At 62.0% G+C, this 26,813-nt stretch carries 28 protein-coding genes; 15 read left to right on the top strand and 13 right to left on the bottom strand.

The annotated features are described in order from the left end of the window. Positions 1–32 precede the first annotated feature (32 nt). From AC1Q61_RS17950 to AC1Q61_RS17915, 8 genes are all read right to left on the bottom strand, one after another. Positions 33–1,052 carry an alpha/beta hydrolase gene (locus tag AC1Q61_RS17950; protein WP_042923295.1) on the bottom strand — a complete coding sequence of 340 codons (1,020 nt, stop codon included), beginning with the start codon at positions 1,050–1,052 and terminating at the stop codon, positions 33–35. A gap of 68 nt (positions 1,053–1,120) precedes the next feature. Beyond that, positions 1,121–2,761 carry a class I adenylate-forming enzyme family protein gene (locus AC1Q61_RS17945; protein ID WP_042923297.1) on the bottom strand — a complete coding sequence of 547 codons (1,641 nt, stop codon included), beginning with the start codon at positions 2,759–2,761 and terminating at the stop codon, positions 1,121–1,123. Positions 2,762–2,770: 9 nt separating this feature from the next. Continuing rightward, positions 2,771–3,475 (bottom strand): ABC transporter ATP-binding protein, encoded by a 705-nt coding sequence (locus tag AC1Q61_RS17940; RefSeq protein ID WP_020906733.1) that lies wholly within the window; start codon positions 3,473–3,475, stop codon positions 2,771–2,773. A 1-nt stretch (position 3,476) separates the two neighbouring features. Continuing rightward, on the bottom strand, positions 3,477–4,250 hold the full coding sequence (locus tag AC1Q61_RS17935) for an ABC transporter ATP-binding protein (RefSeq protein WP_007735383.1): 774 nt from the start codon (positions 4,248–4,250) through the stop codon (positions 3,477–3,479). Next, entirely contained in the window at positions 4,247–5,275 is a 1,029-nt protein-coding gene (locus AC1Q61_RS17930; RefSeq protein ID WP_042923299.1) for a branched-chain amino acid ABC transporter permease, read from the bottom strand. Before AC1Q61_RS17930 ends, AC1Q61_RS17935 begins: the two co-directional genes overlap by 4 nt. After that, positions 5,275–6,150, bottom strand: coding sequence for a branched-chain amino acid ABC transporter permease (locus AC1Q61_RS17925; protein WP_042923303.1), 876 nt, complete (start codon positions 6,148–6,150; stop codon positions 5,275–5,277). Before AC1Q61_RS17925 ends, AC1Q61_RS17930 begins: the two co-directional genes overlap by 1 nt. 15 nt (positions 6,151–6,165) lie before the next feature. Continuing rightward, complete coding sequence (locus AC1Q61_RS17920; RefSeq protein ID WP_064074216.1) at positions 6,166–7,350, bottom strand: ABC transporter substrate-binding protein; 1,185 nt, start codon at positions 7,348–7,350, stop codon at positions 6,166–6,168. A 126-nt stretch (positions 7,351–7,476) separates the two neighbouring features. Next, positions 7,477–8,217 carry a TetR/AcrR family transcriptional regulator gene (locus AC1Q61_RS17915; RefSeq protein WP_003941474.1) on the bottom strand — a complete coding sequence of 247 codons (741 nt, stop codon included), beginning with the start codon at positions 8,215–8,217 and terminating at the stop codon, positions 7,477–7,479. 267 nt (positions 8,218–8,484) lie between these two features. On the opposite strand from AC1Q61_RS17915, the gene urtA reads away from it, so the two are divergent. The 8 genes from urtA (at position 8,485) to AC1Q61_RS17875 (ending at position 15,063) form a co-directional block, all read left to right on the top strand. Then, positions 8,485–9,741: an urea ABC transporter substrate-binding protein gene (gene urtA / locus AC1Q61_RS17910; protein ID WP_007735391.1), complete on the top strand. Its 1,257-nt coding sequence runs from the start codon at positions 8,485–8,487 to the stop codon at positions 9,739–9,741. A gap of 54 nt (positions 9,742–9,795) precedes the next feature. Further along, a complete protein-coding gene (gene urtB, locus AC1Q61_RS17905; RefSeq protein WP_003941514.1) occupies positions 9,796–10,680 on the top strand; it encodes an urea ABC transporter permease subunit UrtB in 885 nt (294 codons plus the stop codon). After that, positions 10,677–11,783 (top strand): urea ABC transporter permease subunit UrtC, encoded by a 1,107-nt coding sequence (gene urtC / locus AC1Q61_RS17900; protein ID WP_042923307.1) that lies wholly within the window; start codon positions 10,677–10,679, stop codon positions 11,781–11,783. Before urtB ends, urtC begins: the two co-directional genes overlap by 4 nt. Then, positions 11,780–12,616, top strand: a complete 837-nt coding sequence (urtD, locus tag AC1Q61_RS17895; RefSeq protein WP_003941545.1) for an urea ABC transporter ATP-binding protein UrtD — start codon at positions 11,780–11,782, stop codon at positions 12,614–12,616. The genes urtC and urtD overlap by 4 nt, the downstream gene beginning before the upstream one ends. Before the next feature lie 3 nt (positions 12,617–12,619). Then, positions 12,620–13,312, top strand: a complete 693-nt coding sequence (gene urtE / locus AC1Q61_RS17890; protein ID WP_003941544.1) for an urea ABC transporter ATP-binding subunit UrtE — start codon at positions 12,620–12,622, stop codon at positions 13,310–13,312. Between the two features lies 1 nt (position 13,313). Beyond that, positions 13,314–14,003: a GntR family transcriptional regulator gene (locus AC1Q61_RS17885; protein ID WP_042923309.1), complete on the top strand. Its 690-nt coding sequence runs from the start codon at positions 13,314–13,316 to the stop codon at positions 14,001–14,003. A gap of 205 nt (positions 14,004–14,208) precedes the next feature. Next, on the top strand, positions 14,209–14,727 hold the full coding sequence (locus AC1Q61_RS17880; RefSeq protein WP_058227459.1) for a hypothetical protein: 519 nt from the start codon (positions 14,209–14,211) through the stop codon (positions 14,725–14,727). A 114-nt stretch (positions 14,728–14,841) separates the two neighbouring features. Next, positions 14,842–15,063 (top strand): hypothetical protein, encoded by a 222-nt coding sequence (locus AC1Q61_RS17875; protein WP_042923314.1) that lies wholly within the window; start codon positions 14,842–14,844, stop codon positions 15,061–15,063. A gap of 352 nt (positions 15,064–15,415) precedes the next feature. Here AC1Q61_RS17875 and AC1Q61_RS17870 read toward each other — a convergent pair whose 3' ends face one another. Genes AC1Q61_RS17870 through AC1Q61_RS17860 form a run of 3 tightly spaced genes read right to left on the bottom strand, consistent with a single transcriptional unit; the run spans position 15,416 to position 17,289 of the window. Next, entirely contained in the window at positions 15,416–16,024 is a 609-nt protein-coding gene (locus AC1Q61_RS17870) for a signal peptidase I (protein WP_042923316.1), read from the bottom strand. A 10-nt stretch (positions 16,025–16,034) separates the two neighbouring features. Then, positions 16,035–16,652, bottom strand: a complete 618-nt coding sequence (locus AC1Q61_RS17865; protein ID WP_230359616.1) for a hypothetical protein — start codon at positions 16,650–16,652, stop codon at positions 16,035–16,037. A 7-nt stretch (positions 16,653–16,659) separates the two neighbouring features. Then, on the bottom strand, positions 16,660–17,289 hold the full coding sequence (locus AC1Q61_RS17860) for a SipW-dependent-type signal peptide-containing protein (protein ID WP_007735401.1): 630 nt from the start codon (positions 17,287–17,289) through the stop codon (positions 16,660–16,662). A 227-nt stretch (positions 17,290–17,516) separates the two neighbouring features. On the opposite strand from AC1Q61_RS17860, the gene AC1Q61_RS17855 reads away from it, so the two are divergent. The 6 genes from AC1Q61_RS17855 (at position 17,517) to atzF (ending at position 23,641) form a co-directional block, all read left to right on the top strand. Continuing rightward, complete coding sequence (locus AC1Q61_RS17855) at positions 17,517–18,506, top strand: LLM class flavin-dependent oxidoreductase (RefSeq protein WP_215515728.1); 990 nt, start codon at positions 17,517–17,519, stop codon at positions 18,504–18,506. Between the two features lie 9 nt (positions 18,507–18,515). Further along, positions 18,516–19,703, top strand: coding sequence for an MFS transporter (locus AC1Q61_RS17850; RefSeq protein WP_042923318.1), 1,188 nt, complete (start codon positions 18,516–18,518; stop codon positions 19,701–19,703). Positions 19,704–19,799: 96 nt separating this feature from the next. Continuing rightward, positions 19,800–20,606: an SDR family NAD(P)-dependent oxidoreductase gene (locus AC1Q61_RS17845; protein WP_042923321.1), complete on the top strand. Its 807-nt coding sequence runs from the start codon at positions 19,800–19,802 to the stop codon at positions 20,604–20,606. Further along, the gene (locus tag AC1Q61_RS17840; RefSeq protein ID WP_003941526.1) at positions 20,603–21,136 is read left to right on the top strand and encodes a carboxymuconolactone decarboxylase family protein; all 534 of its coding nucleotides are present in this window, start codon (positions 20,603–20,605) and stop codon (positions 21,134–21,136) included. Before AC1Q61_RS17845 ends, AC1Q61_RS17840 begins: the two co-directional genes overlap by 4 nt. A 76-nt stretch (positions 21,137–21,212) precedes the next feature. After that, the gene (locus tag AC1Q61_RS17835) at positions 21,213–21,914 is read left to right on the top strand and encodes a GntR family transcriptional regulator (protein WP_051649638.1); all 702 of its coding nucleotides are present in this window, start codon (positions 21,213–21,215) and stop codon (positions 21,912–21,914) included. Between the two features lie 17 nt (positions 21,915–21,931). Next, positions 21,932–23,641 (top strand): allophanate hydrolase, encoded by a 1,710-nt coding sequence (atzF, locus tag AC1Q61_RS17830; RefSeq protein WP_230359614.1) that lies wholly within the window; start codon positions 21,932–21,934, stop codon positions 23,639–23,641. Between the two features lie 3 nt (positions 23,642–23,644). Here atzF and AC1Q61_RS17825 read toward each other — a convergent pair whose 3' ends face one another. Further along, on the bottom strand, positions 23,645–24,220 hold the full coding sequence (locus AC1Q61_RS17825; RefSeq protein ID WP_003941498.1) for a TetR family transcriptional regulator: 576 nt from the start codon (positions 24,218–24,220) through the stop codon (positions 23,645–23,647). Between the two features lie 68 nt (positions 24,221–24,288). On the opposite strand from AC1Q61_RS17825, the gene AC1Q61_RS17820 reads away from it, so the two are divergent. Continuing rightward, positions 24,289–25,890 carry an MFS transporter gene (locus tag AC1Q61_RS17820; protein ID WP_003941517.1) on the top strand — a complete coding sequence of 534 codons (1,602 nt, stop codon included), beginning with the start codon at positions 24,289–24,291 and terminating at the stop codon, positions 25,888–25,890. A gap of 52 nt (positions 25,891–25,942) precedes the next feature. Here the strand turns inward: AC1Q61_RS17820 and AC1Q61_RS17815 are convergent, their stop codons facing one another. Further along, positions 25,943–26,794, bottom strand: a complete 852-nt coding sequence (locus AC1Q61_RS17815; RefSeq protein WP_042923327.1) for an SDR family oxidoreductase — start codon at positions 26,792–26,794, stop codon at positions 25,943–25,945. Positions 26,795–26,813 lie beyond the last annotated feature (19 nt).

Here is a 26,813-nt window from a genome sequence, read left to right as displayed (position 1 = left end):
CATTTTCGCAGTGGTTCACCACAATCCGACATTTAGCCGGTATGAGCCTCGAGAAACTGAACCGTGCGATCGAGTGCAGTGAGACCGTCGGCATTGTCCAGATCGAACTGATACTCGTGACCGAGCGCCGGAACGTGATCGGCCGGATAGAACAGTGTGTCGACCGCAACTCCCAACCCGGTCAATTTGTCAGCCATCGGTTTCGACTGAGAATCCGTCAACGGATCGGCGTTGCCGCCGCTGATGTAGGCAGGCGGAAATCGATCGGTGACGTGGTTCAAGGTCGACATCTGATCCGCTGCGTCGGTACTCATGAAGTCACGCACGCCGGTATACGCCCAGAGGGACCGATCAACTCCCCAACCGATGATGCCGGGTCCGCCGACCATGTTCCCGACGTCGTAGATTCCACAGTTCAGGATTACTCCACGTAACTGATCCGGCCGCAGCGACGGGACCACGCCCACACGGTTCGCATAGGCGGGATCAGTGATGAGAGTGGCGAGCTGACTCGAGAGTTGCGCTCCCGCAGAATCACCGGCCAGAACGACCGTCGTCGGATCAACATGCAGCCGTTCCGCATTCGCGACGACGTACGCGTGAGCGTCGTTGAGCTGCCGCACTGCCGTCGGATAGTGGTGCTCAGGTCCGAGTGAGTAGTCCAGGGACACAACTGTGTAGCCACGCGAGGCCAGCAACTCGTAGTACGGCGCGTAGTTGGACTTGCTTCCCGAGATCCAGGCACCGCCATGAGTCCAGATCACCGTAGGCAATGCGGTCGTCGTCGCTGCGGGAAAGTAGACATCCAGGTATGCGTCGTCGTCATCGGCGCGGTACTGCTGGTCCTTGATCGAGTCGACGCCTTCGGGCGCGTGCTTCTCGAGCGCCTCGGTGACTTTCACCGCATCACGATCGAAGACCCATCGCACGGTGAGTGCGCCAGGTCTCGGGCTCAGAACGAAGGCCAGAACCACGGCTCCGACCAGAACGAACACAATTGCCAGAGCCCACAGCAAGCGCCTGCGCCACCGATGCGGTGAAGGGTTCGTCATCGGGTTTCCTTCACTCTCGGCACAATGTCCGGATCAGCGTAACGCGAAGCCGGTACCGCCAAGTGCGATCAGCCGAGTTCAGCGATCCGCCTCTGCGCGAGTGCCTTGACTTCACCCTTGGCTACTTTGCCGCCTGCCGCCATCGGCAATTCGGCGACCGTCATCACGTACTCGGGTATGTACTCGCGGGTCACTCCTCGGCTCTGCAGCCAGGCGGTCAGATCCTCCGAACTCAGATCGTCATCGGCGGACACGACGACCGCACAGACCTTCTCACCGAACAGCGGATCGTCGACCCCGACCACGGCGACCAACTCCACCGAAGGGTGCGCGCGCACGTACTCCTCGACTTCGACCGCGGAGATGTTCTTGCCGCCACGAATGATGATGTCGGCTTTGCGCCCGACCACACGCACCCGTCCTGTCTCGTCGATCTCGACGATGTCGCCGAGAAGCATCCAACCGTCATCGGTGTACAACTCGTCGTTCGCATCGGTGTCCCCCCAATAGCCCTGACACATCAGCGGTCCGTTCACCCCAGGCTGACCGCGGCGGACGGAGCCGGTCATTTCCTTTGCCGCATCGTCGAATACACGAACTCGCATGCGATCGATGACGTGGCCGCACGTCTTCAGTCGGGTGTCGGAATCGTCCGAAACCGTCGTCACCGAGACGGCGCCGGTTTCGTTCGATCCGTAGAACTGCAGGACAGCCGCTCCGGTACGTTGTTCGAATGCCAGCGCCTCCGAATAGGGCACGGCTTCACCACCGGTGAACATGAAACGAAGTGACGAGAGATCGGCCGATTCCGCGGCCTCCGAACGCAACAGCATCTTGAATTGTGTACTCACACAATTCAAAGCAGTCACCCGTTCGCGCTCGATCAACTCGATCATCACCGAAACGTCGAAGCGTTCCATGACGACATTGCGAGCACCGAGTAGTGCCGGCAGGAAATGCGAAGTCCAGAGGCCGAATCCGAAAGGTGCTGGAACCGCGCCGAGGAACACCTCATCCGAACCGATCGCCGCCGCCTCGGCGGCAATCTCGGAGAAACCAATCCAACGATCCTCGGTTTGTGTGACCAGTTTGGGTAGGCCCGTTGTGCCGGAGGTCGAGTTCAGCATCGAAACGGCTGACGTGACAAAACACGGACTGGTTGCGGGGAACTGCTTTAGCTCGACCGGCAACGAGGTGAGTTCGCCGTTTGCGCTCACGCGTTCGAAACTCACGTCGGCGCGTTCGTCGGCGAAGACGACGTCCAGTCCGGGATGCTCTGCCCGCAGACTCGCCACGAGTTCGGCGGTATCGACGCCGCGCAGCGTGCGAGTGGTGACGAGTACGGAGGCTTCCGAGCGGGCGATCAGATGAGAGATCTCGCGAATGCCCGAGCGCGAACCGATTCCGACGGCGACGCGGCCGGTACGAAATGCTGCGCAGAGAGCCGCATGGAATACAGCGGTGTCGGGGAGCAACACGGCTACATGTCCGTATCCCTCACCAGCTAGATCCAGCGCCGACGCGATCGCATCGGCAGCCGCGTCGTACTGCTTCCACGACACCCTCGATTCCGGAGTGACAAAGGCGGTTTCGTCCGGGATGGTCTCAGACCAATGCCTGACCATTTCGCTGATGCTGACGCCGGCGAAGCGGTCCGGATTCGTGGCGAATTCACCGACGGTGAAGTCGAGTGTCTTCGTTTCAAGCATGATCGTCGATCATCTCCCGTCGGCGCTGAGGACGCCCATCGATTGTTTGTACGCGTTGTCCAGTGTCGCTGCGGAATCGCATTCGCGGACGAGTTCGCCGCGCTGCATGACATATCCGCGGTCGACAACCGATTTCAGTGCAGTAAGTGCCGGTTCCGTCACGATGACGGTCACACCCTCGGCGGCCAGACCCCCGACCAATGCTCGCAGCTCCGCGACGATTTTCGGTGCCAGTCCTGTCATCATCTCGTCGAGGAGCAACACCTTCGGGGTTTCCAGAAGGGCCCGCCCCAGAACCAACATCTGCTGCTCACCACCGCTGAGGACCCCGGCATAACTCTCCGAGCGTTCACGCAGGATCGGGAACCTCTCGAAAGCTGTTTCCACGGCTTCGGCTTTCAATCCCAGCAGGTCTGCGCCGACGCGTAGGTTCTCGCGAACGGACATTCGCATGAACAGTTGCCTGCCTTGGGGAACGTAGGCAAATCCGCTGCGGACACGATCCAGTGCCGATAATTTCTGGATCTCTCGACCATCGAATTTGATTGTCCCGGTGGCGGGAACCGAGCCGTAGATGGATCCCGCCAAGCTGGTCTTGCCCGCACCGTTCGGCCCGACGATCGCTGTCACTTCACCGGCGGGGGCGACAAGGGAGACTTCCCGGACGGCGACAGCGGATCCGTATCGAACTGTGACTCTGTCGAGTTCGAGCATGTCAGGCGCCTTCCTCGTATTCGGAACCGAAATAGACTTCTCGCATCGCGTCGCTGGCCAAGCACTCCTGCGGTGGTCCGTAGAACGCCACTGATCCGAAATTGAGCAGCACGATCTTGGTTGCGAGCGCCGCGATGAGATCGACGTTGTGATCAACCAGGACTACTCCTTTGCCCTGCGCGGCAATCGATCGCACGGCACCGGAGATGGCAGCGATGCCGTCGTGATCCGCGCCGGCAAACGGTTCGTCCAACAGGAGGACTTCGGGTTCGGTCGCCATCGCCCGCGCCACCTCGACCAGACGCTGCGCCCCCAAACTGAGATCCCCGCAAGCACTCTCGACGTCGGTGACCGAGTATCGCGCAGCAATCTCCCGGGCCCGCTGTGCTGTCCGGTCCCAGTTCTCGAAAGGTCCTTTGATCGCCCACCACAGCGAGTGCAGAGGTGAGGTGATCTTGTGCCCGTACAGTCCCGGGATGATGTTGTCGACGGCGTCGAGTTCCGCCGCGAGCTGCGGATGTTGAAACGTGCGCGAGAGCCCTTGCCGTGCACGGCGCTCCGACGGCCCGGTCAAGGGAGCACCCGCGAGCGCGACGGTTCCGGAGTCTGCTTGCTGAGTGCCGAAGATGCAGTCCACCAGTGTGGTCTTGCCTGCCCCGTTCGGGCCGACCAGTCCGATCACCTCTCCCGGTCCGACGCTGAACGAGACATCGTCGACAGCGCGGACGCCTCCGTAGGACTTGTGGAGCCCGCTCACTTCGAGTAGCCGAGTCATCGATTGCCACGCTCCTTGTACAGACGGTTCATTCGACCCAGAACGTTCTGACTCCACCCGATCACCCCACCAGGCGCGACGATGAGGATCACCAGGACGGCTCCGGCAAGCAGGAGTTCGCCACTTCCCTGGTACCCGGGCATATTCAGCGTCACGATCACCACGATCAATGCACCGAGCGGAGCACCCCACGCCGAACCGCGACCGCCGATGATCGGCATGAAGATTGCGAGGAAAACAATACTGAGAGTGAAGGTTTCAGGAGTGACAGCCTGCACCGACACGGTGAACAGCGATCCGCCGGTCGACGCGATCGCAGCACCGATCGCCAGCGCCACGACGGTCAGGTGCGCAGGATTGACGCCGGAAGACCGTGCGACATTACGATTGTCGCGGGCAGCTTGCAACATCAGCCCCCACACCGATTTCCGGAGTCGATCCACAGCGACCGCGATCAGACACACGAACAAGATCGCGAACACGACCAACACATAGCGCGGTGGCTCCCAGCCGAACATCGTCACAGTCTCGACACCCGAGATCCCGGCCGACCCGCCGGTGAAACTCGGCCCGTCGATCAACCAGTGCTCGAAAGCGATACCGAACAACAAGGTCACCGCGGCAAGGTAGAAGCCGGAGAGTTTCTGTGTTGCCAAGCTGAGGAGTACTGCAACCGCTGCAGCGGCGAGGGCGCCGAGAATCCATCCCCACCACATCGACAACCCGGTCCGAACCGAGATCAGCGCAACGGCATACGCGCCGATCGCCGCATACGCGCTGTACGCCATCGACAGTGATCCCGCGAGCACGAATGGCACGTACATGCCGAGTGCGATCAGCGAATACGTCGCAGCGAGGAACACCAGATCCTGCCGGTACAGACTCGGCCCCATCCACAGCAGCACGGCAGCAACCACGACCACGGTGATCAGCGCTTCTCGTGACAGGGCGAGCATCCTCGTCCGGGAACGGCCGGATGTAGCGGGCGGATTTGACGTCAGCGGACTGGTAGAAAGCGAGGCCATCAGACGCGAACCTTCCTCGAGAGCAAGCCTTCCGGACGGAAAGCGAAGAACACCAGGGCAATCAGCAGAATCGCGGTTTGCGCAGCACTCGCACCGAAGTAGTACGGGGCGAATACCTGGACGACGCCCAACACCATTCCGCCGATCAGCGGAGCCCAACTCCGGCCGGTACCACCGATGACGAGTGCGATGAATGCCGTCAGCGTCCAGGACAGACCGCTCGTGAACTGAACACCGGCCTTGGGAGCGAACAGAAGTCCGGCGACGGCGGCGATCACACCCGCGAGGGTGAACGCGATGAGGCGTACCCGATCCACCGGCAAGCCCAGGACGCGGGCGGCATCCGGACTGTCGCCGACGGCGCGAAGCAGACGGCCCGAGGTGGACCGGTTCAGCCACAGTCCGATACCGACGAAGATCACGGCAGTTCCGACGACGAGTACAACGGTCGAACTGTCGACGGTGACACCGAGCACCGATATCGGATCGAAGTCGAAGATCTTCTGTCCGGGAAGTGGTGTTCGGCCGAAGACCGTGCCGGCGAGCTGCTGGATCCCGAACAGTACTGCGGTCACCGCCACCAACGCCGGTAGTTCCCCACGACCCGAACGCTTCTGAACCTGTTTGACCACAAGCTTTTCCGTCAGGATCGACAGCGCCACCGCTACCGCGATCCCCAGCGGCATGGCAATCCAGAGAGCGAGCCCGTAATTGATCGCGACCCAACTCGACGCCATGGCCGCAGCCATCGCGTACGGGCCCATCGCAAAGTTGAAGAAATCGGCGCCGACCACCACGAGATACATTCCGAGGGCTATCAGTGAGAAGAATGCACCGATCTCGATGGCTGCGAGCCACAGTTGTGCGTCTGTCATGTCAAGGCTCCTCGGTTATCCGCACGGGGGCTGGTAGGAATCCCACGGACGGGCCGGCTTGTTGTCCTCACCGAATTCGACGAGTACCAGGCCGCAGAGGCTGTCCGGAGCCAGGTGATCCTGCGAGGAGAACGACAGTGTCAATCCGTCCTGGCCGAAGCTGGCGGGAAGTGCCGAAACCTGTTGAAGAGCATCACGAACGGCCGTCCGATCTCGGTGGTCGCCGGCAATTTCGATTGCCTCGGCCAACATCATGACGGCGTCGTACGCCTGTGCGTCGTAGGCGGTCAGTTGATAATCAGGCCCCTTCACCGCCTGCACCTTGCGACGCAGTTCGGCGGTTCTCGGGTTGTTCTCACTGAGCGAGCCCATGTACACCATGCCGCTCAACGCCTTCGGGTCCGCCAAAGCCCAAGATGCGGGCTGGTTTCCGATGGAAGCGAGTGAGAAGCGTTGCGTCTGCGGGGTGACCTTCGACAAGGTGTTGTGCGCGAGGATTTCGAAGTGCCCGCCGATACTGGCGACCAGAATCGCGTCCGGTTCGGTTTCCGCGAGACGTGAGACCTGTGCGGTGATGTCCGCGGCATCGACCGGCGCCTTTTCGACGCCCGTCACTCTCGCGCACTTCTCGAGCGCCGGCCGCAGAGTCTTGATGATTCCGTCGATGGACGCACTCGCGTCACCGAGAATTCCCAGGGACTTGTACCCCATCTTCTCAAAAGCCCCGCAGTACACCTGGGCGTACTGCTTCAACGAGTTCGGAATCATGAACGAGAAGTCGTTGTCGGGCGCCGAGGCAAAGGCGTCGCTGAGAACGACCGGAGCTATCGCAGGAATCTTCGACTGCTGGAGAATCGACTTGGCCTGCAGCACCGACCCGCTGCCCGTGGCGAGGATGACCGCACTGGACCCGTGATCGACCAACTTCCGAATGATCGACGGGGTCTTGGTGGGACTGCTCTCGTCGTTCTCGACAACCAATTCGACTTGCTTACCGTTGATTCCGCCCGCCTGGTTGATCAGGTCGACGGTCATCCGCACCGTCTTGCCGGCGATCGTGCTGTACGACGCACCGGGCCCGGTGGAGTCCTCGTCCAAACCGATGACGATGGTGTCTTCGGGAATGACACCGGCAGATGCGCACGCGCTCGCCCCGAGGACCACTGCCGCGCAGACGGCGATCGCCTTTCCGAGTCTCACATCGAACTCCCGTCCAAACTGTGCTTGGTAAATCAAACAAGCGCTTGATTTACGAGTGTGGACAGAAGTATGCACTGGGTCACACTGATAGTCAAAATCCGAACTACACGCGCAGGAACTGCGGTGTTACGGCTTCTGCAGCTGCCTGATCGACGAGCTGAGTTCGCGAATGACGGACTTCAATTCGTCGACATCAGAGCGGAGTTCGGCAAGGTCCGAGTCGGGAGATTCGGTCTGCGCTTCCTTCTTCGCCGTGCGCCGCGCAATGCGTGCCACCGGCTCGCCGTCGACGGAACGTGCGGCAAAGCCGTCCAGGAAAACCGAAATCAGATTGCGCTGCAGATCTTCGGCCAATTCGGAAAGCTGCGGGCGATACTGCGCGACGGTGGACCAGACGGATTCACGCAGGAGACGGTGAAACTGTTCGGGATCGATGTCTTCCCGAAACTCCGCGTCGGCAATTCCGCGAGCGATAGCCGATCGCCAGTAGCTGTGTGCCTTCTGGACCAGGATGGTGATGGGCGCGTCCGCCGGTTGCGACGAAAGTATGGCTTCTCCCTGATAGACCTCCGTGGCATACGGGTGATCCACCGCCGAGGCAAAAGAGACCGACACCATCGTGGCCAGGCGATTTCGAGCCGAACCTTCCGGTTCGATCGAGTCCTCGTACCGGACGTTGAGATCTTCGAGGAACCGGACGACGATCTCGTTGGCTATCGCATCCTTGGAGTCGAAGTAGTGATAGAGGCTGCCGGAGAGGATCCCGACTTCGTCGGCGATGTCTCGCACCGTCGTCGCGGCGATCCCCCGCTCACTGAACAGCTTGGCCGCATGAGCGAGTATTTCGTCCCGTCGGGTCGAGCGCACGAGAAGATCCTTCCGACGTTCCGATCGTCAAGCGAGTGCTTGATCAATTTCTCGTCGATGCTAACACCGCACCCTCGCTGACCTGCGGTGTGAGGTCCTGGACACCCAATCGAAACACCGGACACACACTTGTCACCGACAGTCATTCCACCGCAACAACTTCCACCTACTCTGTGCACTCGACGAATACAGCGTTGTATACGCACTCCGGATACAGATCTGTCAGAGCCATTGTCTGCCAGAGCCATCGACACGAAAGGCCCGTACATGCGAACCTTCTCGAAGCGCACCCTTGCCGCGCCGGCCGCTCTCGCCGCGCTGGGCTTGGTTCTCACCGGCTGCGGAAGCAAGGCAACAGACACCGCATCGGGAGATTCGACGGCTACGTCGTGCGTCGACACCTCGGGGGACACGATCAAGGTCGGTTCCCTGAATTCACTCTCGGGCACCATGGCCATCAGTGAAGTGACGGTCCGCGACTCCATCTCGTTGGCGGTGCAGGAGATCAACGATTCCGGCGGTGTACTGGGTAAGAAGATCCAGATCGTCGCAGAGGACGGCGCGTCGGAGCCGACAGTGTTCGCCGAGAAGGCCGAGAAACTGATCAGCAGCGATTGCGTCGCAGCAGTTTTCGGTGGCTGGACCTCCTCGAGCCGCAAGGCCATGCTGCCCGTGTTCGAGGACAACAACTCTTTGCTCTACTACCCGGTCCAGTACGAGGGACTGGAAGATTCGAAGAACATCTTCTATACGGGCGCAACGACCAACCAGCAGATCATCCCGGCTCTGGATTACCTGAAGGAGAAGGGCGTCAAGTCGCTGTATCTGGTCGGCAGCGACTACGTGTTCCCTCAGACCGCCAACCGCATCATCAAGGCGTACGCGGCAGCGAACGGCATCGAGATCAAGGGCGAGGATTACACGCCTCTGGGTTCGACCGACTTCTCCACCATCGTGAACAAGGTCCGCACAGCCGACGCCGATGCCGTGTTCAACACACTCAACGGCGATTCCAACGTTGCGTTCTTCCGTGAATACTCAAATGTCGGCCTGAAGCCCGCCGACATGCCCGTCGTCTCCGTCTCCATTGCGGAGGAAGAGGTCGGTGGTATCGGAGTCCAGAACGTGGAAGGCCAGCTGACGGCGTGGAACTACTACCAGACCATCGACTCCCCCGAGAACAAGAAGTTCGTCGCGGCGTACAAGGCAAAGTTCGGCCAGGACAAGCCCACGTCCGATCCGATGGAAGCGGCATACACCTCCGTCTATCTCTGGAAGAACACCGTCGAGAAGGCCAACTCGTTTGCGGTCAAGGATATTCAGGACAACGCCGACGGTGTGACCTTCCAGGCGCCCGAAGGACTCGTCACCATCGACGGCGACAACCACCACATCACCAAGACTGCCCGGATCGGCGAAATCCGTTCCGACGGACTGATCTACACGGTCTGGGATTCGGGACAGCCGATCGAGCCGGATCCGTACCTGAAGAACTACCCCTGGGCTGAGGGGCTCGGTAGCTGATCGACAAAAGGCGGAATTGACGGAATCGACGAGTAGAGAGGTGGAGCGTCTGTCATGGATGTTGTGATCGGGCAGTTGTTCACGGGTTTGAGTATCGGATCGATTCTCCTGTTGGCAGCGTTGGGGTTGTCTCTCACGTTCGGGCAGATGGGTGTCATCAACATGGCACACGGCGAGTTCATCATGGCCGGCTCGTACACCGCATACGTAGTGCAGCAGGTGATCTCGAATGCAACGGGATCGTTGATCATTTCTCTGCTCGTCGGTTTCGTCGTCGGCGGACTGATGGGTGTCGTGCTCGAAGTGGTCCTGGTATCGCGGATGTACCACCGACCCCTCGACACGCTGTTGGTGACATTCGGCGTCGGATTGATCCTTCAGCAGTTGGCGCGCGACATCTTCGGCGCGCCGGCAGTCAATGTTTCGGCGCCGAGCTGGCTTTCGGGCGGGGTCGATATTTTCGGCGCCGTGGTGCCGAAAACCCGCATCTTCATTCTGGTGTTGGCGATCGCAGCGGTGATCGCACTTTCGGTCGCACTGAAGCAGTCGTCGATGGGTAGACGCATCCGGGCCGTCGTCCAGAATCGCGATCTGGCCGAGACGAGCGGAATCTCCTCTCGTCGTACGGACATCACGACCTTCTTCCTCGGTTCCGGGCTCGCCGGCGTCGCGGGTGTCGCGTTGACGCTCATCGGTTCCACCAGCCCGACCATCGGCCAGTCCTATCTGATCGACGCCTTCCTGGTTGTTGTCGTCGGCGGTCTCGGTCAGATGAAGGGAGCCGTGATCGCAGCCTTCGCCCTCGGCATCTTGAACTCGTTCATCGAGTACTCGACGACAGCGTCGATCGCGAAGGTGATCGTGTTCGTCATCATCGTCGTCTTCCTTCAAGTTCGGCCGCAGGGCCTGTTCGCAGTCAAGACGAGGAGCCTCGTATGAGCATCCTGAACAATTCCCGAATTCGGGTGTGGGGCGGTTTTGCACTTGCCGCGATCGTGCTGTTCGCCATCGCCCCGGCTGTGCTCTCGGACTTCAGGCTGTCACTGTTGGCCAAATTCCTGTGCTTCGCCATAGTCGCTGTCGGCATCGGCTTGGCTTGGGGCAGAGGCGGAATGCTCACGCTCGGCCAGGGCGTCTTCTTCGGAATCGGCGCATACGTGATGGCGATGCACCTCAAGATCGCCGATGCCGAACTCAAAGGCGACGCGGTCCCGGACTTCATGTCCATCGCCGGCAAGACCGAACTGCCGGGATACTGGCAACCGTTCGCCTCGCCATTCGTGGCGATCTTCGCCATCCTTTTCCTGCCGGCCGCTGTTGCCTTTCTCCTCGGACTCGGTGTGTTCAAGCGGAGAGTCAAGGGCGCGTACTTCGCGATCCTCTCGCAGGCACTCGCCGCGGCTTTCGCGATCCTCTTGATCGGCCAGCAGTCGATCGGTGGCAGCAACGGCCTCAACCGCTTTCGCACGTTCTTCGGTTTCAACCTCAACGATCCGGCGAACAAGCAGATGTTGTTCTTCATCGCCGCCGGAGTTCTTCTCGCATCGGTCGCTCTGATTCGCCAGCTGATGAACTCCCGATACGGCGAACTCCTCGTCGCCGTCCGCGATCAAGAGGAGCGCGTACGTTTCCTCGGATACGATCCGGCGAACATCAAACTGGTCGCCTACGTGACCGCGGCGTTCCTCGCCGGTATCGCCGGTGCGCTGTTCGTTCCGATCGTGGGCATCATCTCCCCCTCCGACGTCGGGATCGTTCCGTCAATCGCCTTTCTCATCGGGGTCGCGATCGGTGGCCGCGCAACGCTTCTGGGTCCGGTACTCGGTGCGATCGGCGTCGCGTGGGCGCAGTCGACATTCTCGGAGAAACTCCCTTCGGGATGGATCTACGCACAAGGGTTGATGTTCATCGTCGTGGTCGGATTCTTCCCGGCAGGTGTGGCCGGATTGTTCGCCCTGATGCGCCACCGCAAGAAGCGTGAGACCCCGGCCGACCCGCCGGTCAAGGTCTCCCAACCCGAACCAGTGGAGGTGTCGTCATGACCAACACAACCGCCACCAGCGAACCCACACCGGCACTGGGTGGCAACGCCGGAATGTCGTCCGAGTACCTCGAAGTACGAAATCTTTCGGTCAGCTTCGACGGTTTCAAGGCCGTCGACGGCGTCGACTTGACCCTCATGCAGGGCGACCTGAGGTTTCTCATCGGCCCGAACGGGGCTGGAAAGACAACGTTGGTCGACGCCATCACCGGACTCGTTCCCGCGACGGGTTCCATCACGAAGTCCGGCGAGCAACTGCTCGGCAAGAAGGTTCACAAGATCGCCCGCCTCGGCGTCGGGCGAACCTTCCAGACGGCAAGCGTCTTCGAAGAGCTCTCGGTGCTGCAGAATCTCGACATCGCGGCCGGAGCCGGCCGATCACCGTGGAACCTGCTCAGAAAACGCAAAGGTGTGCTTCCCGAGATCGAAGAGGCGCTGGAGACAACCGGGTTGGAGCACCTCAGGGACACCGCCGCAGGCATTCTGGCGCACGGACAGAAGCAGTGGCTCGAAATCGGAATGTTGTTGGTACAGAACTGTTCCGTGCTCCTGCTCGACGAGCCCGTCGCAGGCATGAGCCTCGAGGAGCGCGAGGAGACCGGGAACCTTCTGCGGCGCATCGGCGGTGCGCGAACCGTCGTCGTAGTCGAGCACGACATGGACTTCATGCGATCCTTCGCCACGTCCGTCACAGTGCTCGCCGCTGGGAAAGTGCTTGCCGAAGGAACTGTGGCGGAGGTCCAAGCCGACCCCAAGGTGCAAGAGGTCTACCTCGGCACAGCCGCTGCCGGAACCGATCTCGGCGCCGACACCGAACCGACCCCGGAGGACTGAATCATGCTCGAGCTCGTCGACATCCGCGCCGGCTACGGACGCACCGAAGTGATCCACGGCGTATCCCTGCTGGTTCCCAGCGACGGAGTTGCGGCAGTCATGGGTCACAACGGTGCGGGTAAAACCACCTTGCTGCGCGCCGCCGTCGGTCTGATCAAACCTACACGGGGAAAGGTACTTCTGAACGGTGAGGACATCACCGGTCTACGGCCGAGCGCCCGCGTCGCTCGCGGACTTGCCTACGTACCCCAGGGCCAGCAGTCGTTCGGACAACTGACAACTGCCGAGAATCTTCGGGTGGTCGCCGACGGGCGCAAACGCGGAAAGGCACTCATCGCAGAGGCATTGGATCTGTTTCCCGCACTCACCACGCTCCTCGACCGTCGCGCGGGACTTCTCTCCGGTGGGCAGCGACAACAGCTTGCCATCGCTCGCGCCCTGATCACCGAGCCCAAGATCCTCATCCTCGACGAACCGACCGAGGGCATTCAGCCCAACGTGGTCGCCGAAATCGAAAGAACAGTCATGGAACTCACCGAACGCGGCGATCTCGGTGTCCTCCTCGTCGAGCAGCACATCGGTTTCGCGCTCCAATCTGCTCAGCATTACAGCATTCTCGCGGCCGGACATGTGACCTCGACCGGTGAGGGCGGCACCACGTCCACCGAGGCGGTTCGTCGAGCGATGGCAATCTGACATGAGTGTGCGGCCGCCGCTGCGCGAACAGGTTTACCGGTCGATCCGAAACGATCTGATGTCGGGTCAGATCGCGCCATCCGAACGACTCGGCGAAGAACGGTTGGCTCATCTCTACGGTGTCTCGCGAACACCGGTGCGCGAAGCGCTCGCGAAGTTGGAATCCGACGGGCTGGTCGAGCGCGACGAACACGGCCTCTTTCCGTACCGACCGCACCTCGACGAGTTGGGTGGCCTCTACGAGCTGCGCATACTCCTCGAGGTACACGGACTTCGGCGGGTACTCGACGGTGAGGCCCCCGCTCATGATCGAGACGCGCTCGGTTCCGAACTCGACAAGTGGTACGCATTTCTCAAACAGATGCCGGTACCGGACGCCGGTTTCGTGACGCTCGACGAGGAGTTCCACATCGCGCTCCTCGCCTCGTCCGGAAACCATGCGTTGGTCGACGCCTTGCAGGCCGTCAACTCGAAGCTGCGCCCCGTGCGGATGTTCGACTACCTGACTCCCGACCGTATGAAGGCCACCGTGGAGGAACATATCGCCGTCGTCGAGCTGGTTCTGGACGGCAAGATTCCGCAAGCGCACGAGGCACTGGTGTCGCACATCGACATCTCTCGTGCGGTTGTCCTCGACCGTGCTCGTCAGGCCCTCTCGTTGGCCGCCATGGCCAATGCCGTGCGTAACTGATCAGCGTCGTGTCGCTGACTTCAGGGTGACGACTTCGGTGACGTGGTCTCTCGTCAGGGGGACCAGCAGATACTCCCCCGCTACGGTTGGCTGCGGGCCGAGTTCAGAACCGGGGACCGTACCCGTTGTGCCGTCCGAGCATTCGACTGCAACTTCGCTCGTGTAGTCCGCGTCAGGAGCAACCTCGCAGGAGAGCCCGGTATCCGTGGTGAAGGCGGAGATGCTCGAATCGGCAGGGCCGTGGATCGCTGTCCCGATTGGATCTGCCGGAGCCGGTGTGCTCGTAGTTGGTGCGGCTGTCGTTGTCGGGGTTGCTGTCGTTGTCGGGGTTGCTGTCGATGTCGGGGTTGCTGTCGATGTCGGGGTTGCTGTCGGTGTCGGCACAGACGCGGTGGTCGTCATCCCTGCCGTGTTCTCAGCTGCCGTGGTCTCAGCTGCCGTGGTCGAAGAAGTCGTCGATGACGGGGGTTCGCTCACCGAAGTAGACGTCGGGCTGACCGCACGCGCAGCAAATCCGGTTGGGAGGCTCAGCGGCGTGACCGGGTATGTCGCGCTGCCAATTCCGCATTGGGCCGTTACAAGATTGAATGTCACGTTTGTGGTGCCCAGTATCTGCGCCCCCAGAATCGCAAAAGCTGCCATCGAAAGACTCACGCTCAGCGTCGATTGCGCCGTTGTTGCCGTGGACGTTCGCGTGCTCACGAGCTTGATGTTCGTGTATTGAATCGTCGCCAAGCCAGCGGCGTTCACAGTGGCGTCCGCCCCTGTTACCGTCACCGATGCGTTCTCGGCAGGCTGTGGAATCGTGAGGACGCGAGATCCCACCGTCACCTGATTCGTGGGGCTACTCGCCGATACCGATGCCCTGTTCGAGGTATCGCACGCAGCCCCTGCCGTAATCGGCGATGCCACAGTGACTATCGGCGCACTGACCAGATCAACCCCCAGTAGAGACAGCAAGTTCACTGTCACGGTCATCGAGGTGAGTGTCGACGTCGCATCGGTATCCGAAACAATTGCCGACTGGCAGCGGCCGCTCGCTGGCTGCCCGACCGAGTAGGCAGCGCACGACGAGATCGATCCGGTCCGGGACAACGAGTTGACGCCCAGTAGCTTTGCAACCACCAGATTGGTTGTGTCCAGGTCCTTTCCAATCGTGTTCTGTTGTGAGACACCTTCGAACATCGAACTGCCGAAAAAATCTATCACGATTCCGCCACTGGACAACCCGAGCCCGCCGGCGCCTCTGCCGTACCCACTCGTCGTCCATGAACCGGTGGAAATCGGGCCGGTAACGTACTCGGAGTCTGTCCACGCCGCTTCTGTCTCTCCGAGGAGTGGGTGAGACGAGAAACCAGAGCCCAGAACAACCGCAACTGCCAATACGATGACTGAAAACAGGTGGCGACGCTTCATTGTCTACCGCCGTCTGGCGGTAGAAGAACCTGAATGGGTTCGGTTTTCGGGTCGGCCGAGTCGGCATCATCGTCGTCATCGGTATTGCGCGGCCAGAATACCGCGACCACCAAAGCGGCCATGGTCAGCGTGATCGCCCCCAGAACAAGAGGATTCGAGAAGTAGACGATCACCCGCGCCAATCCCGGAACGTGCCAGAGCACCTTTCGGACCGTGGTGACCTCGTATACCGCGGGATCAGCCGAAGCGTTGGCATCACCCTTGAGATCGAGAATCGTGATGCCGTTGTCCTGGGTACGAGCGGAGACGACCCGGTGGGTCACCGGCAGTTCGGACACTCCCCGATCGACGGTGACGACGTCGCCCACCTCGACGGAATCTGCCGGTACTTCCCGCACAACTGCCAGAGATCCGGTTGGAATGGTCGGCGACATCGATCCGGTCTTGAACATGATCAGTGTGATGTCGAAAACGAAGGCACAGATCACCAAAGCGATACAGATGACCCCACCGGCAGCGAGAACCTGAAGGATGCAGTCCCCGATGATCGTGGGGACCGAACGCTTCTTCGTCCGGGCATGTGTTGCCCGGGCATGTGTTGGCATTGCAGCTCCTTCAGGGTGTTGCACTGAACTGCCAAGTGGGAGTTGCCGTTTTACCGGTCAGCGCCGAGTTGCTCCAATTAGCCGAGGTTGCGGGCAGCGAAATCTCGAAGCACAGCGCCACCGCGGCGCCCGGGGACGCTCCACCGGTGGGTAGCGCGATGGCCCCGACTGCGGAACCAGTTGAGAGCGACGGAAACACCGTCGCACTTCCCACCACGAATTGTGGTGTTCCCGTGGAGAAGGCCGACGCATCACAGGTCGTCGACTTGACCACCCGATACCGCAGCGCCGACGCCAGAGTTGAGTCGCCGGCAACCGTGGCCGCCTGCAGAGTGACGGATGCTGCCGGCGAGACCGGCACTGTTCGAAGAGATATCGGGCCATACGAGAACGCACCGGGGCGAATCAGGAGCGCCGAGGGCGTGTACGTGAAAACGCCAGGGGCACTGGATGAATGCGACGACCATCCGCCGCCGACGTTCGACTCGATTCCGAATGTTCCGGTGCGAAACGATGCATCGCCCATCGTGCTGTCCACCCAACTGGCCGCCACGGTGGTTGCACCGATACCCAGGACGAGTCCCGAGGCCGCCAGTGCGTACACCTGACGCATTCGCCGTGTGACCACGCAGGCGTCAGGGGGTGGACTGGCCGGTGAACTGCCAGAGCAAGCGCCCGGTGTTCTTGCCCGACACGATCGAAGGGTCGACTCCGGCAGGCAGCGTGACCGCGAAGCACAGTTCGACCGGCACGCCCGTGCCTAGCAAGGTGACGTCCGAACCCGAACCTGCCGTCAAGGCCACCGGACTGGCTGTCGTGCCTACCCATGCTGTTCCTGCTCCAATTCCCGCTGCCGTGCAGGTCGTGGAGGGGACACCTCGATACACCGAGTACCGCAGGGCGGGTTTGAGGTCGGTATCACCGCCCGTTGCACCGAGTAGTTGTACCGTCGCGCCGGAAGTGCTGGCCGTGGGACCGATCCGAAGCGCTACCGGCGCGTATACCGTCGTTCCGGGTGAGAGTGCGTCGAATCCCGTGCTGAATTGGAAGTGGCCGGCGGAAGCGTCCACTTGATACTCACCCCAGGTCGTCAGTCCGTCGAAGCTGCCCTGGAGATTCCAACTTCCCGTCTTGAACTGCGCGTCGCCGAAAACGTTGTCTGTCCACGCCGCCAAGGTGACAGCGGCGCCGATACCGAGGACAAGTCCTCCGGCAAGTAATGCACGTACTTTGCGCTTGTTTACAGCCTTCCGATCAGTGGCCATGCTGGTCTCGATTCACTTGGAATGCGAAAGAACCTCCGATTCGGGAAATCTAGCCCCCAATTTCATCCGAAATATCCGAAATGACCGAAATCGAGACAAGAACTTCACGCCTTGTCCGCCTCGCCACCATCCGTGGGCGCTGACCAGGCGGAAATAGGAAAGCCGGCCAGATGGTTGCACCTTCCAACGACGTTTGCGTTCTATTCGCTGAGAAAGGCACCACATTCATGGCCGTCCCACTTTCCATCCTCGATCTCGCCCACATCGGCGACAACGAAACCGCCAAAGACAGCTTCGACGCCAGCGTGACCTTGGCGCAGCGTGCCGAGGAGTGGGGTTACAAGCGAATCTGGTATGCCGAGCACCACAACATGGGTTCCATCGCGTCTTCGGCCACCAGCGTTCTGATCAGCCACGTCGCCGCGCACACCAGCAAAATCCGCCTCGGCGCCGGTGGAATCATGCTGCCCAACCACGCGCCGCTGACGATCGCCGAGCAGTTCGGCACCCTCGAGACTCTGCACCCGGGTCGCATCGATCTCGGTCTCGGTCGCGCGCCCGGTAGTGATCAGAAGACCATGCAGGCTTTGCGACGCGACCCGAGTTCTTCGGACAGCTTCCCGCAGGACGTACTCGAGCTTCAGGGCTACCTCGGCGACACTTCGCGCGTCCCCGGAATCAATGCCGTTCCCGGTAAGGGCACTCACGTTCCGCTCTACATTCTCGGATCGTCACTGTTCGGAGCCAAGCTCGCCGCGATGCTCGGCCTGCCGTATGCAGTTGCCTCGCACTTCGCCCCCAACGCCCTGCGCGACGCCGTCGCGATCTATCGACGCGAGTTCAAGCCGTCGGAGCAGTTGGCGGAGCCGTACGTCATCGCGGGCGTCAACGTCATCGCCGCCGACACCCATGAGCAGGCTCAGCAGGACTTCCTCGCGGCCAAGCGTTCGCGCGTCAGCCTTCTTCTCGGACGCGGACGCAAGTTCACGGACGACGAAGCGGACATGCTGCTCGACTCCCCCGCGGGTCAGCAGGTTCTGCAGATGACCAAGTACAGCGCCATCGGCACGCCCACGGAGGTCCGCGCCTACCTCGACGAGTTCACCGAGCATGCACAGGCCGACGAGCTGATCACGGTGTCGACCGGCACCAACCGCGAGGCTTGGTTGCGCACGTTCGAACTCCTCGCCGACGTGAGCGATCTGGTACCCGCCTAAGCTGCCGGTATGGGCGATCCATCCCGTCGCGGGTTCATCTCGGTACTGGCAGTTCTACTTTCGACGGGTTGGGCCGCCAACCACTTTGCTGCGCTCATCCCGGTTCTCCGGGTGGACGAGGGCCTTTCGCATACCGTGCTCGACGGTGTTTTCGGTATCTACGCGCTCGGACTTCTACCCGGCCTGTTGACCGGTGGAGCACTGTCGGATCGCGTCGGCCGAGCTGTAGTCGTCCTGCCCGGAGCGCTCATAGCCTCGCTCGGAACCTTGATTCTTCTTCTCTGGCACGACGCGCCCGGGCTCATGGTCGGGCGCCTCGTTGTCGGTATCGGTGCCGGTCTGGCAATCGGCGCCGGTACCGCGTGGGCGGCTGACCTTCGCGGCAAGTCCGGAACCGTGATGGCGGGCGTAGTACTCACCTCGGGTTTCGCACTGGGACCACTGTTTTCGGGTCTGTTGGCACAATTTGCCGCCTTCCCACTCGCTACGCCCTTTGTCGTCTCGGCCTTCTTGTCGGTGGGTTCGGTTACCGCGGCAGCTGTGTGGAGTCGTACACCTGTTTCCGTAGAAGCCGCGACCATCACACCCGTCCCAGACGGCGCGGAGCGCTCCGTCGCAAATGCGCTGCTCTGGGCACTTCCGTTGGCGCCGTGGGTGTTCGCCAGCGCAACAGTCTCTTTCGTGACCATGACGGCCAGGCTCGGGGACCGCTACTCAGGTCCTCTCCTTCCGGGTTTCGCGGCGGCGCTGACTCTGGGTGCTGGAATCCTGGTTCAAACCGCTGCGCGCCATCGCAATTGGGGTCCTCAGGCCGGCACGGTCGGCGCCGCACTGGCGGCGCTCGGATACTGCCTGGTCGCCGTCGGCGGCGCGCACCCCGCGCTCGGGTTGTTCATCGTCTGCGCGCTCGTCCTCGGTACGGCCTACGGACTGTGTCTACGCGAGGGACTGCTCGACCTCGAGTCGCTGGCTCCCCCCGCCTCGCGGGGCGCCCTGACCGGGATCTTCTACGTCGGCACCTATCTCGGATTCGGACTGCCGGTGCTACTGGTTGTCATCGAACCCACGATGGGTCCGTCGCTGCCGTTGGTGATCCTCGCCGCTGTTGCCGCCGTCGTTGCCGTGGTCCGATTCCGTCGATTGCGGTCGACCCAGGCTTCCTCGTCACATCCGCGTCTCGAAGCCGCATCGGTCTGAACACCCGTTCGGACGGAGTTGGCGGTACTTGCAGTCGCAGCTACCCGGCGGTGTTAGCGTCGGAGGACCAGAAGGTCACTGCGTAGGGACACAGCAATGGGCAAGAGCGAGGCGGGCAAGGCCGAATCGGCCAAGAGTAGTGCGGACGACCTGACGGGTCGGCGCATCCTGATCACCGGCGCTGCCCGCAATATCGGTTCTTCGCTGGCCAGACGCCTGTACGACCGTGGTGCGTCCGTGGGACTGCTCGGCCTCGAGCCGGAACTTCTCGAGCAAGTCGCTACTTCCTGCGGCCGCGCGCCCTGGCAGTTGTGCGATGTCGCCGACCTCGAGCAGGTATCTCGCGGCGTCGACTACATCGCTGAGAAGCTGGGAGGCATCGACGTCGTCGTCGCCAATGCCGGGGTCGAGGCGAACTCGTCGATCCTCGGCGGCGACCCTGCGGACATGCGCCGCGCCGTCGAAGTCAACCTCATGGGCACGTACTACACCCTGCGCGCAGCCGGTCCGCACATCAGTCACGAAAACGGTTACGCCCTGGTGGTCGCCTCGGCTCACGGCGCCGCCAAGCATCCGTTTCGCGGACCGTTCGGTGCTTCGCGCGCCGGCGTCGAAGCCTTGGGTGACGCGTTGCGCTTGGAAATGAAACACCTCGGCACCAAGGTGGGCGTCGCGTATATCGGCGACATCGACACCGATACCACCGCACTGTCGTTCGACGGAGCACGCGGAACCCTCGCCAGCGCCGGCACCACGACCGTCGCTGACGCCGTCGACGCGTTCGAACGCGGTATCGTCGGCCGGAAGTCACGCGTACACGCGCCCCGCCGCAGCGCCGCGGTTCGCCACATCGCGCAACGAGCTATAGACCTCCGTCCCTCTCACATCCGTGGAGTCGCATGAACCCCCGCATCCCGCCCGGCCGATTCAAGGACCTCGGTCCGATCAACTGGGGAATCTGGCGTGTCCTGTCGAAGGCTGCCGGAGCACCCGATGCGCATCTGTTCAGCACCTTGGGGCGCACGGGTGGACTCTTCCGCGGTTGGCTGCACTACTCCGGCTCACTCATGCCCGGCGGCAAGATCTCTCGCCACGACACCGAACTGATCATCCTGCGGGTCGCGCACCTGCGGGACTGCGGTTACGAGATGGATCACCACATCAGGCTCGGCCGCAAAGCCGGAATCGACGCAGAAGAACTGGCCCGAATCATCGAGGGCCCTGGCGCTTCCGAGTTGAGTCCGCGTCACCGTGCGATCTTGACTGCGGTCGACGAGTTGGTCACCACCAAGGACGTCACCGACGACACGTGGGGAACGCTCTCGCAGCATCTCGACGATCGTCGGTTGATCGAATTCACCTTGTTGGTCACTCAGTACGACGGCCTGGCCACCACGATCGGAACCTTGCGGGTTCAGCGCGACTTCTCCTGAAGTTCCGCGGCGGCCGTAACTCAGCTCTAACCCGAAGACATCTGGACGAAACACCTGATCAATAGCGTATACAGGTATGTCGACAGGGATGAATACGGCGCCGGAGCCACTGCGTGAGGTGGTCTACCGGGAACTACGCACCGAACTGGTCAACGGGACTATCGGGTTCGATCAGCGCCTGACGGAACCGAAACTCTCCACGCGTTTCGGCATTTCTCGCACACCAGTACGGGAAGCGTTGACGATGCTGTGCGCCGATGGACTCCTGCGCCGGGAAGAGTACGGGTTCTCCGCCGTGCGCCCGAGTATCCCGCGGATCCGAGATCTGTATGAACTCCGAATCACTCTGGAACTACAAGGAATTACCCGGGCGATCGCAGATCCGACGATCCGGCACGACCGAACAATCCTCGACGACGAATTGGTGCGGTGGCGTGCCCTGGCTCTCGATCCGCCCGCTCAGGAACCGGGGTTCGTCGAACTGGACGAGGAATTCCACGTCGCCGTACTGAGGGCGTCGGGAAACAATGAACTGGTCGCGTCGCTGCTGTCGGTGAATTCCCGTATCCGGCACGTTCGGATGTACGACTTCATGGTCAACGGCCGCATCGACACCTCGATCGCGGAGCACATTCAAATCCTCGAAGAACTACGTGCCGGCAATCTGCCCGAGGCCCGCACGCTTTTGCACCAGCACATCGGCGAGTCTCTCGACGTCGTCCTCGACCGGGTGACCCGCGCGATCACCGCGCTCTCACTCGCCAACATCACGGACTGATCGGAGCAGTACACACCATGACCATCGCAGCAGAAGTTTTCACCCCGACAGCCCGGGTCGAGCAGGCATTCCAGCGGATCGAGGAAGTAGATCGCCCCGAAGTCTGGATCACGTTGCGCCGCAAGGAAGATGTGCTTGCCGATGCCGCTTCGGTCGAAGCCAGAATCGCCACGGGCGAGCATCTTCCTCTGGCTGGGCGTCTGGTCGCCGTCAAGGACAACGTCGACGTCGCCGGTCTGCCGACCACAGCGGCGTGCCCCGAATTCGCGTATTCGCCGGACGAAACCGCCAGTGCCGTTGCGCGGTTGATCGAGCACGGGGCTGTTGTTCTGGGGAAGACCAATCTGGACCAGTTCGCCACCGGACTGGTCGGAACGCGCAGTCCGTACGGAGCCGTTCGCTGCGCCTGGGACGAAGAGTTGATCTCGGGCGGTAGTAGCTCCGGATCCGCCGTCGCTGTCGCGCTGGGAATTGCAGACATCGGAATCGGCACCGACACTGCCGGTTCGGGCCGGGTGCCGGCAGCGTTCCACGGGATCTACGGACTCAAGCTCTCGCTCGGCGTCATCCCCGCCCACGGAGTAGTGCCCGCCTGCGTGGACTACGACGCTCTGACGGTATTTGCCGACGACCTCGAATCGGCAACCGCGGCAGCGGCAATCATGATCGGCCACGAACCTCGGGATCCCCGCAGCCGCGTCTGGCCTTCCGACGTTCGTCTCGCGGCGGCGCCGAATCCCCGCGTCGCCGTCCCCCGAATCGAGGATCTCGCTCAACTGAGCCCGTCGTATACAGCAGCATTTCAGGACACTGTGACAGCTCTGGTAGCCGGCGGCGCCGAGACCGAGACCGTCGACATATCCGGACTGCTCGACGCGGCCCGATTGCTCTACGACGGCGCCGTGGTGGCGCAGCGGTACGCCGCTGCCGGCGAGTTCCTCGAAACTCGTCCTGCCGGAGCAGATCCCGCGGTGTCCGACATCGTGCTCGGTGCGAAGCACCCCACCGGATACCAGCTAGTCGACGATCTCGATGCTCTCACCCGCGCCAAGGCTGCCGCCCGGGAACTCCTCGCCGGGTTCGACGCCCTACTGCTTCCCACCACCACCGAACACCCGACGATTGCCGCCGTGACCGAGGATCCGTTCGGAATCAACCGCCGGATGGGAACTTTCACCAACTTCTGCAACCTGCTCGACATGGCGGCCGTCGCGGCGCCCGGACACCGCACTGCCGAAGATCACCCGTTCGGCGTCATGTTCGTCGTACCCGCTTTCGACGACCAGATCGCCATCGACCTCGCTGCGCGACTCGGCGGTGCGCCTTCACCCACCCTCGTCGATACCGGAATCGACCTAGCAGTATTCGGCGCTCACCTGCGCGGGCAACCCCTCAACACACAGTTGGTCGACCTCGGCGCGCGGTACGTCGAAACCGTCACGACCTCGGATGCCTACCGGCTCTTCGCTCTCGACACGACGCCACCGAAGCCCGGCCTGGTACGCCGTGGCCCTGGACTCGGCGCACCGGTCGTCGGCGAGATCTTCCGAATCTCACCGGCCGGGCTGGGAACGTTCCTCGCCGCCTTGCCTGCACCGATGGCGCTCACGAGCGTCGAGTTATCCGACGGCAGAACGACAGTCGGTTTCAGCTGCACTCATGACGCCGTAAACGGCGCAGCTGACATCACCGACTACGGCGGTTGGGCCGCGTACCTCTCTCGCTGACAGTCACGGCTTGCAGATTCGAGTGACGGCCTCGCGCACCACTTCACGGCGGCGCGCGATCTCGTCGGCGTCGACGTTCTGGTTGTCGGCCACACCGGGGGCCACCACCCAGCCGAACACGAGGCCGAACAGCATCGTGATCAGGTCCTGGGGGTCCCAGTGCTTCGAGATGAGGCCGTCTTCTTGAGCCTTGCGGATCGTGGCCATTCGCGGAACCCAGCTGGAATGTTCCTCGGCCAGCTTCTTCATCCGTGGTGCCTCACCCTGCAATTGACCCCAGATCATCATCCGTTGAATCTGTGGTTTGCCGAGCATTGCGTCGAACAGTTCGACGGCATGCGCGGGCATGTCTTCACCGGTGAACTCGACGGATTCCATCGCCTGCTCGAAGTCGACGTCGAGCACCGCGTGGAACAACGCGACCTTGTCACCGAAATAGGCGTAGAGGCGCTCCTTACTGGCGTTTCCGTTCTTCGCAATCCGATCGATGCGCGCACCGGCAAGCCCGTAGGTGCCGAATTCTTCTTGCGCAGCGTCGAGGATTCGCTGTTTCGTCGCGGTCACGTCAGTGGGAGCCATAGTGATGATAGTAACCGAACGAACTATTTCGTTTGACTCACCCGAGAAGGCTGGAATACCTTTTTCCAATGACCACCACGTCCCACGTCGACGGCGGCACTCTGCCACCGATCCCGGCTGTCTCCGAGAATCCGAATCATCAACGTCGCTGGCTGGTGCTCTGCATCGTCGCGTTCGCTCAACTCATGGTGGTGCTCGACGGCACCATCGTTTCCATCGCCCTACCGGCAGCCCAGGAAGAACTGGGCATCAGCGACCTTGACCGCGCGTGGGTGGTCACGTCGTACGCCTTGGCGTTCGGTGCGCTGCTGCTCCTCGGCGGACGTATCGCCGACTACTGGGGCCGCAAGCGCTCCTTCATCGTCGGCATGGCGGGCTTCGCGGTTGCCTCCGGCATCGGCGGCATCGCGCAGAGCGGTATCGAACTGTTCATCGCTCGCGCCGGCCAGGGCGTCTTCGCAGCACTGCTCGCGCCCGCCGCGCTGTCGATGCTCACCACCACCTTCATCGGAGAGAAGGAGCGCGCCAAGGCTTTTGCCGTCTACGGCGCGATCTCCGGCGGTGGCGCTGCTATCGGCCTTCTCCTCGGTGGAGTGCTGACGCAGTACGTCGACTGGCGCTGGTGCCTGCTCGTCAACATCCCGATCGCGCTGATCGCCATCGCTGCGGCCGTCCCGATCGTCAAGGAAACCAAAGCGCACGGCGACACGAGCTACGACCTTCCCGGCGCTGTCCTCATCGCCCTGGGGCTCGGCTCACTGGTCTACGGATTCACACGCGCCGAGCACGGCTGGGGTCAGGCGGACACTTTGCTGTTCATCGCACTGGGTCTGGTCTTCCTCGCCATCTTCGTGGTCGTCGAGAGCCGCAGCAAGAATCCGCTTCTACCGCTGAGCGTTCCGTGGCATCGCGATCGCGGCGCTGCTCTGATCGGCTCCATGCTGGTGGGCGCCGCCCTGCTCGGCGGCACGTTGTACCTGACGTTCTACCTGCAGATCGTGCTCGGATTCAGCCCGGTCATGGCCGGCGTCGGATCGCTGCCGATGGCGTTCTTCATCGTCTTGGCGTCGACCATCGCAGCGCAGTTGTCCACCAAGATCGGCCCCAAGCCGCTCATGGTCGCCGGCCCGCTGGTGGCAGCAGTAGGACTGCTCATGCTGACCCAGATCGAGGTACACAGCTCCTACTGGACGCACGTGTTCCCCGGCCTCGCGATCTTCGGCTTCGGACTGGGTCTGCTGATGGTGCCGATGCAGAACCTCGCACTGATCGGTGTCCCCGACCACGACGCCGGCGCTGCCAGTGCCCTGGTCAACGCCACCCTGCAGATCGGCGGCGCACTCGGAACCGCACTGTTCACCACGATCTACGCTTCGGCAAAGTCTGCCTTCACCGCCGACAACGCGGCGCCGATCCCGCCGGAAGGCATTCCTGTCGACATGTCGAACGCGACCATCCCGACTGGTGACCAATTGGCGCTACTCCCCCAGCCGGTGCAGGACTTCGTCGCCTCGATGACGGACTACTTCTTCGGCGCCGAGGTATCCGGATACTCGGCCGCATTCGGTTGGGCGGCAATCCTGTTGGCGATCATCGCACCGGTAGTGCTGGTTCTGGTCCGCGCCAAGAAGGGTGATCTGCCCGCGGAGGGTGCAGTCCACATGGGGTAGCCCCCTGTGCGCCTTTATTAACCGCCCGCGGTTAATAAAGGCGCACAGCAGGTCAGGCCTTCCTCAACACCTCAGCCACCGGAGTGCTGCTGCGGCCGATCAACTTCTGCAGGTCACCCGACTCGGTGTCCAACGCCCCCTTGGCAATTGCAGCATCGGAATCCGCGAGAATCTCTGCGACCGGGGCAGGCAGGCCGACGCTCTCGAGAATCCCCTTGTATGCGTCCTCGCTCACGAACTGGTACGCGACAGGCTTGCCGGCAAATTCGCTGATCTTCTCGGCCAATTCGGCATAGGTGAGCCTCTCGTCACCGCCCAACTCGTACACTGCACCTTCGTGGCCATCGGTGGTCGCGACTACTGCTGCGGCGTCGGCGTAATCCGCACGCGCCGCAGCCGCGATCTTGCCTTCCGCTCCCGCACCGACCAGTGCGCCGCGTTCGATCACACCGGCAAGGTCGTTGGTGAAGTTCTCCCAGTACCAACCGTTGCGCAACAGCGCGAACGGAATACCGCTCCGAGTGAGCACGTCCTCGGTCGCCTTGTGCTCGGCAGCAAGCTTCATCGGCGTGTCCTGAGCATTCAAGATGCTCGTGTAGACGATGAATCCGACGCCGGCAGCCTTCGCCGCGTCGATGATGTTGGTGTGTTGCGCGAGCCGTGACCCCACTTCACTTCCCGAGATCAGCACCAGCTTGTCGACGCCTGCCAATGCGGTTTCCAACGCCGAGGCATCGGCGTAGTCCGCTTGGCGTAAAACTACTCCGCGGGCGGCGAGGCTTTCCGCCTTCTGTGGATTGCGGACCACTGCGACGATGTCGGACGCGGCGGTTCCCCGCTCGATCAACGACTCGACTACCAGTTGTCCGAGGTTTCCGGTTGCGCCGGTGACTGCAATGCTCATGCGAACTCCCGATCCAGGT

The sequence above is a fragment of the Rhodococcus sp. MPR-R1B genome (assembly GCF_058793255.1).
This window is presented reverse-complemented; position numbering and strand designations above follow the sequence as displayed.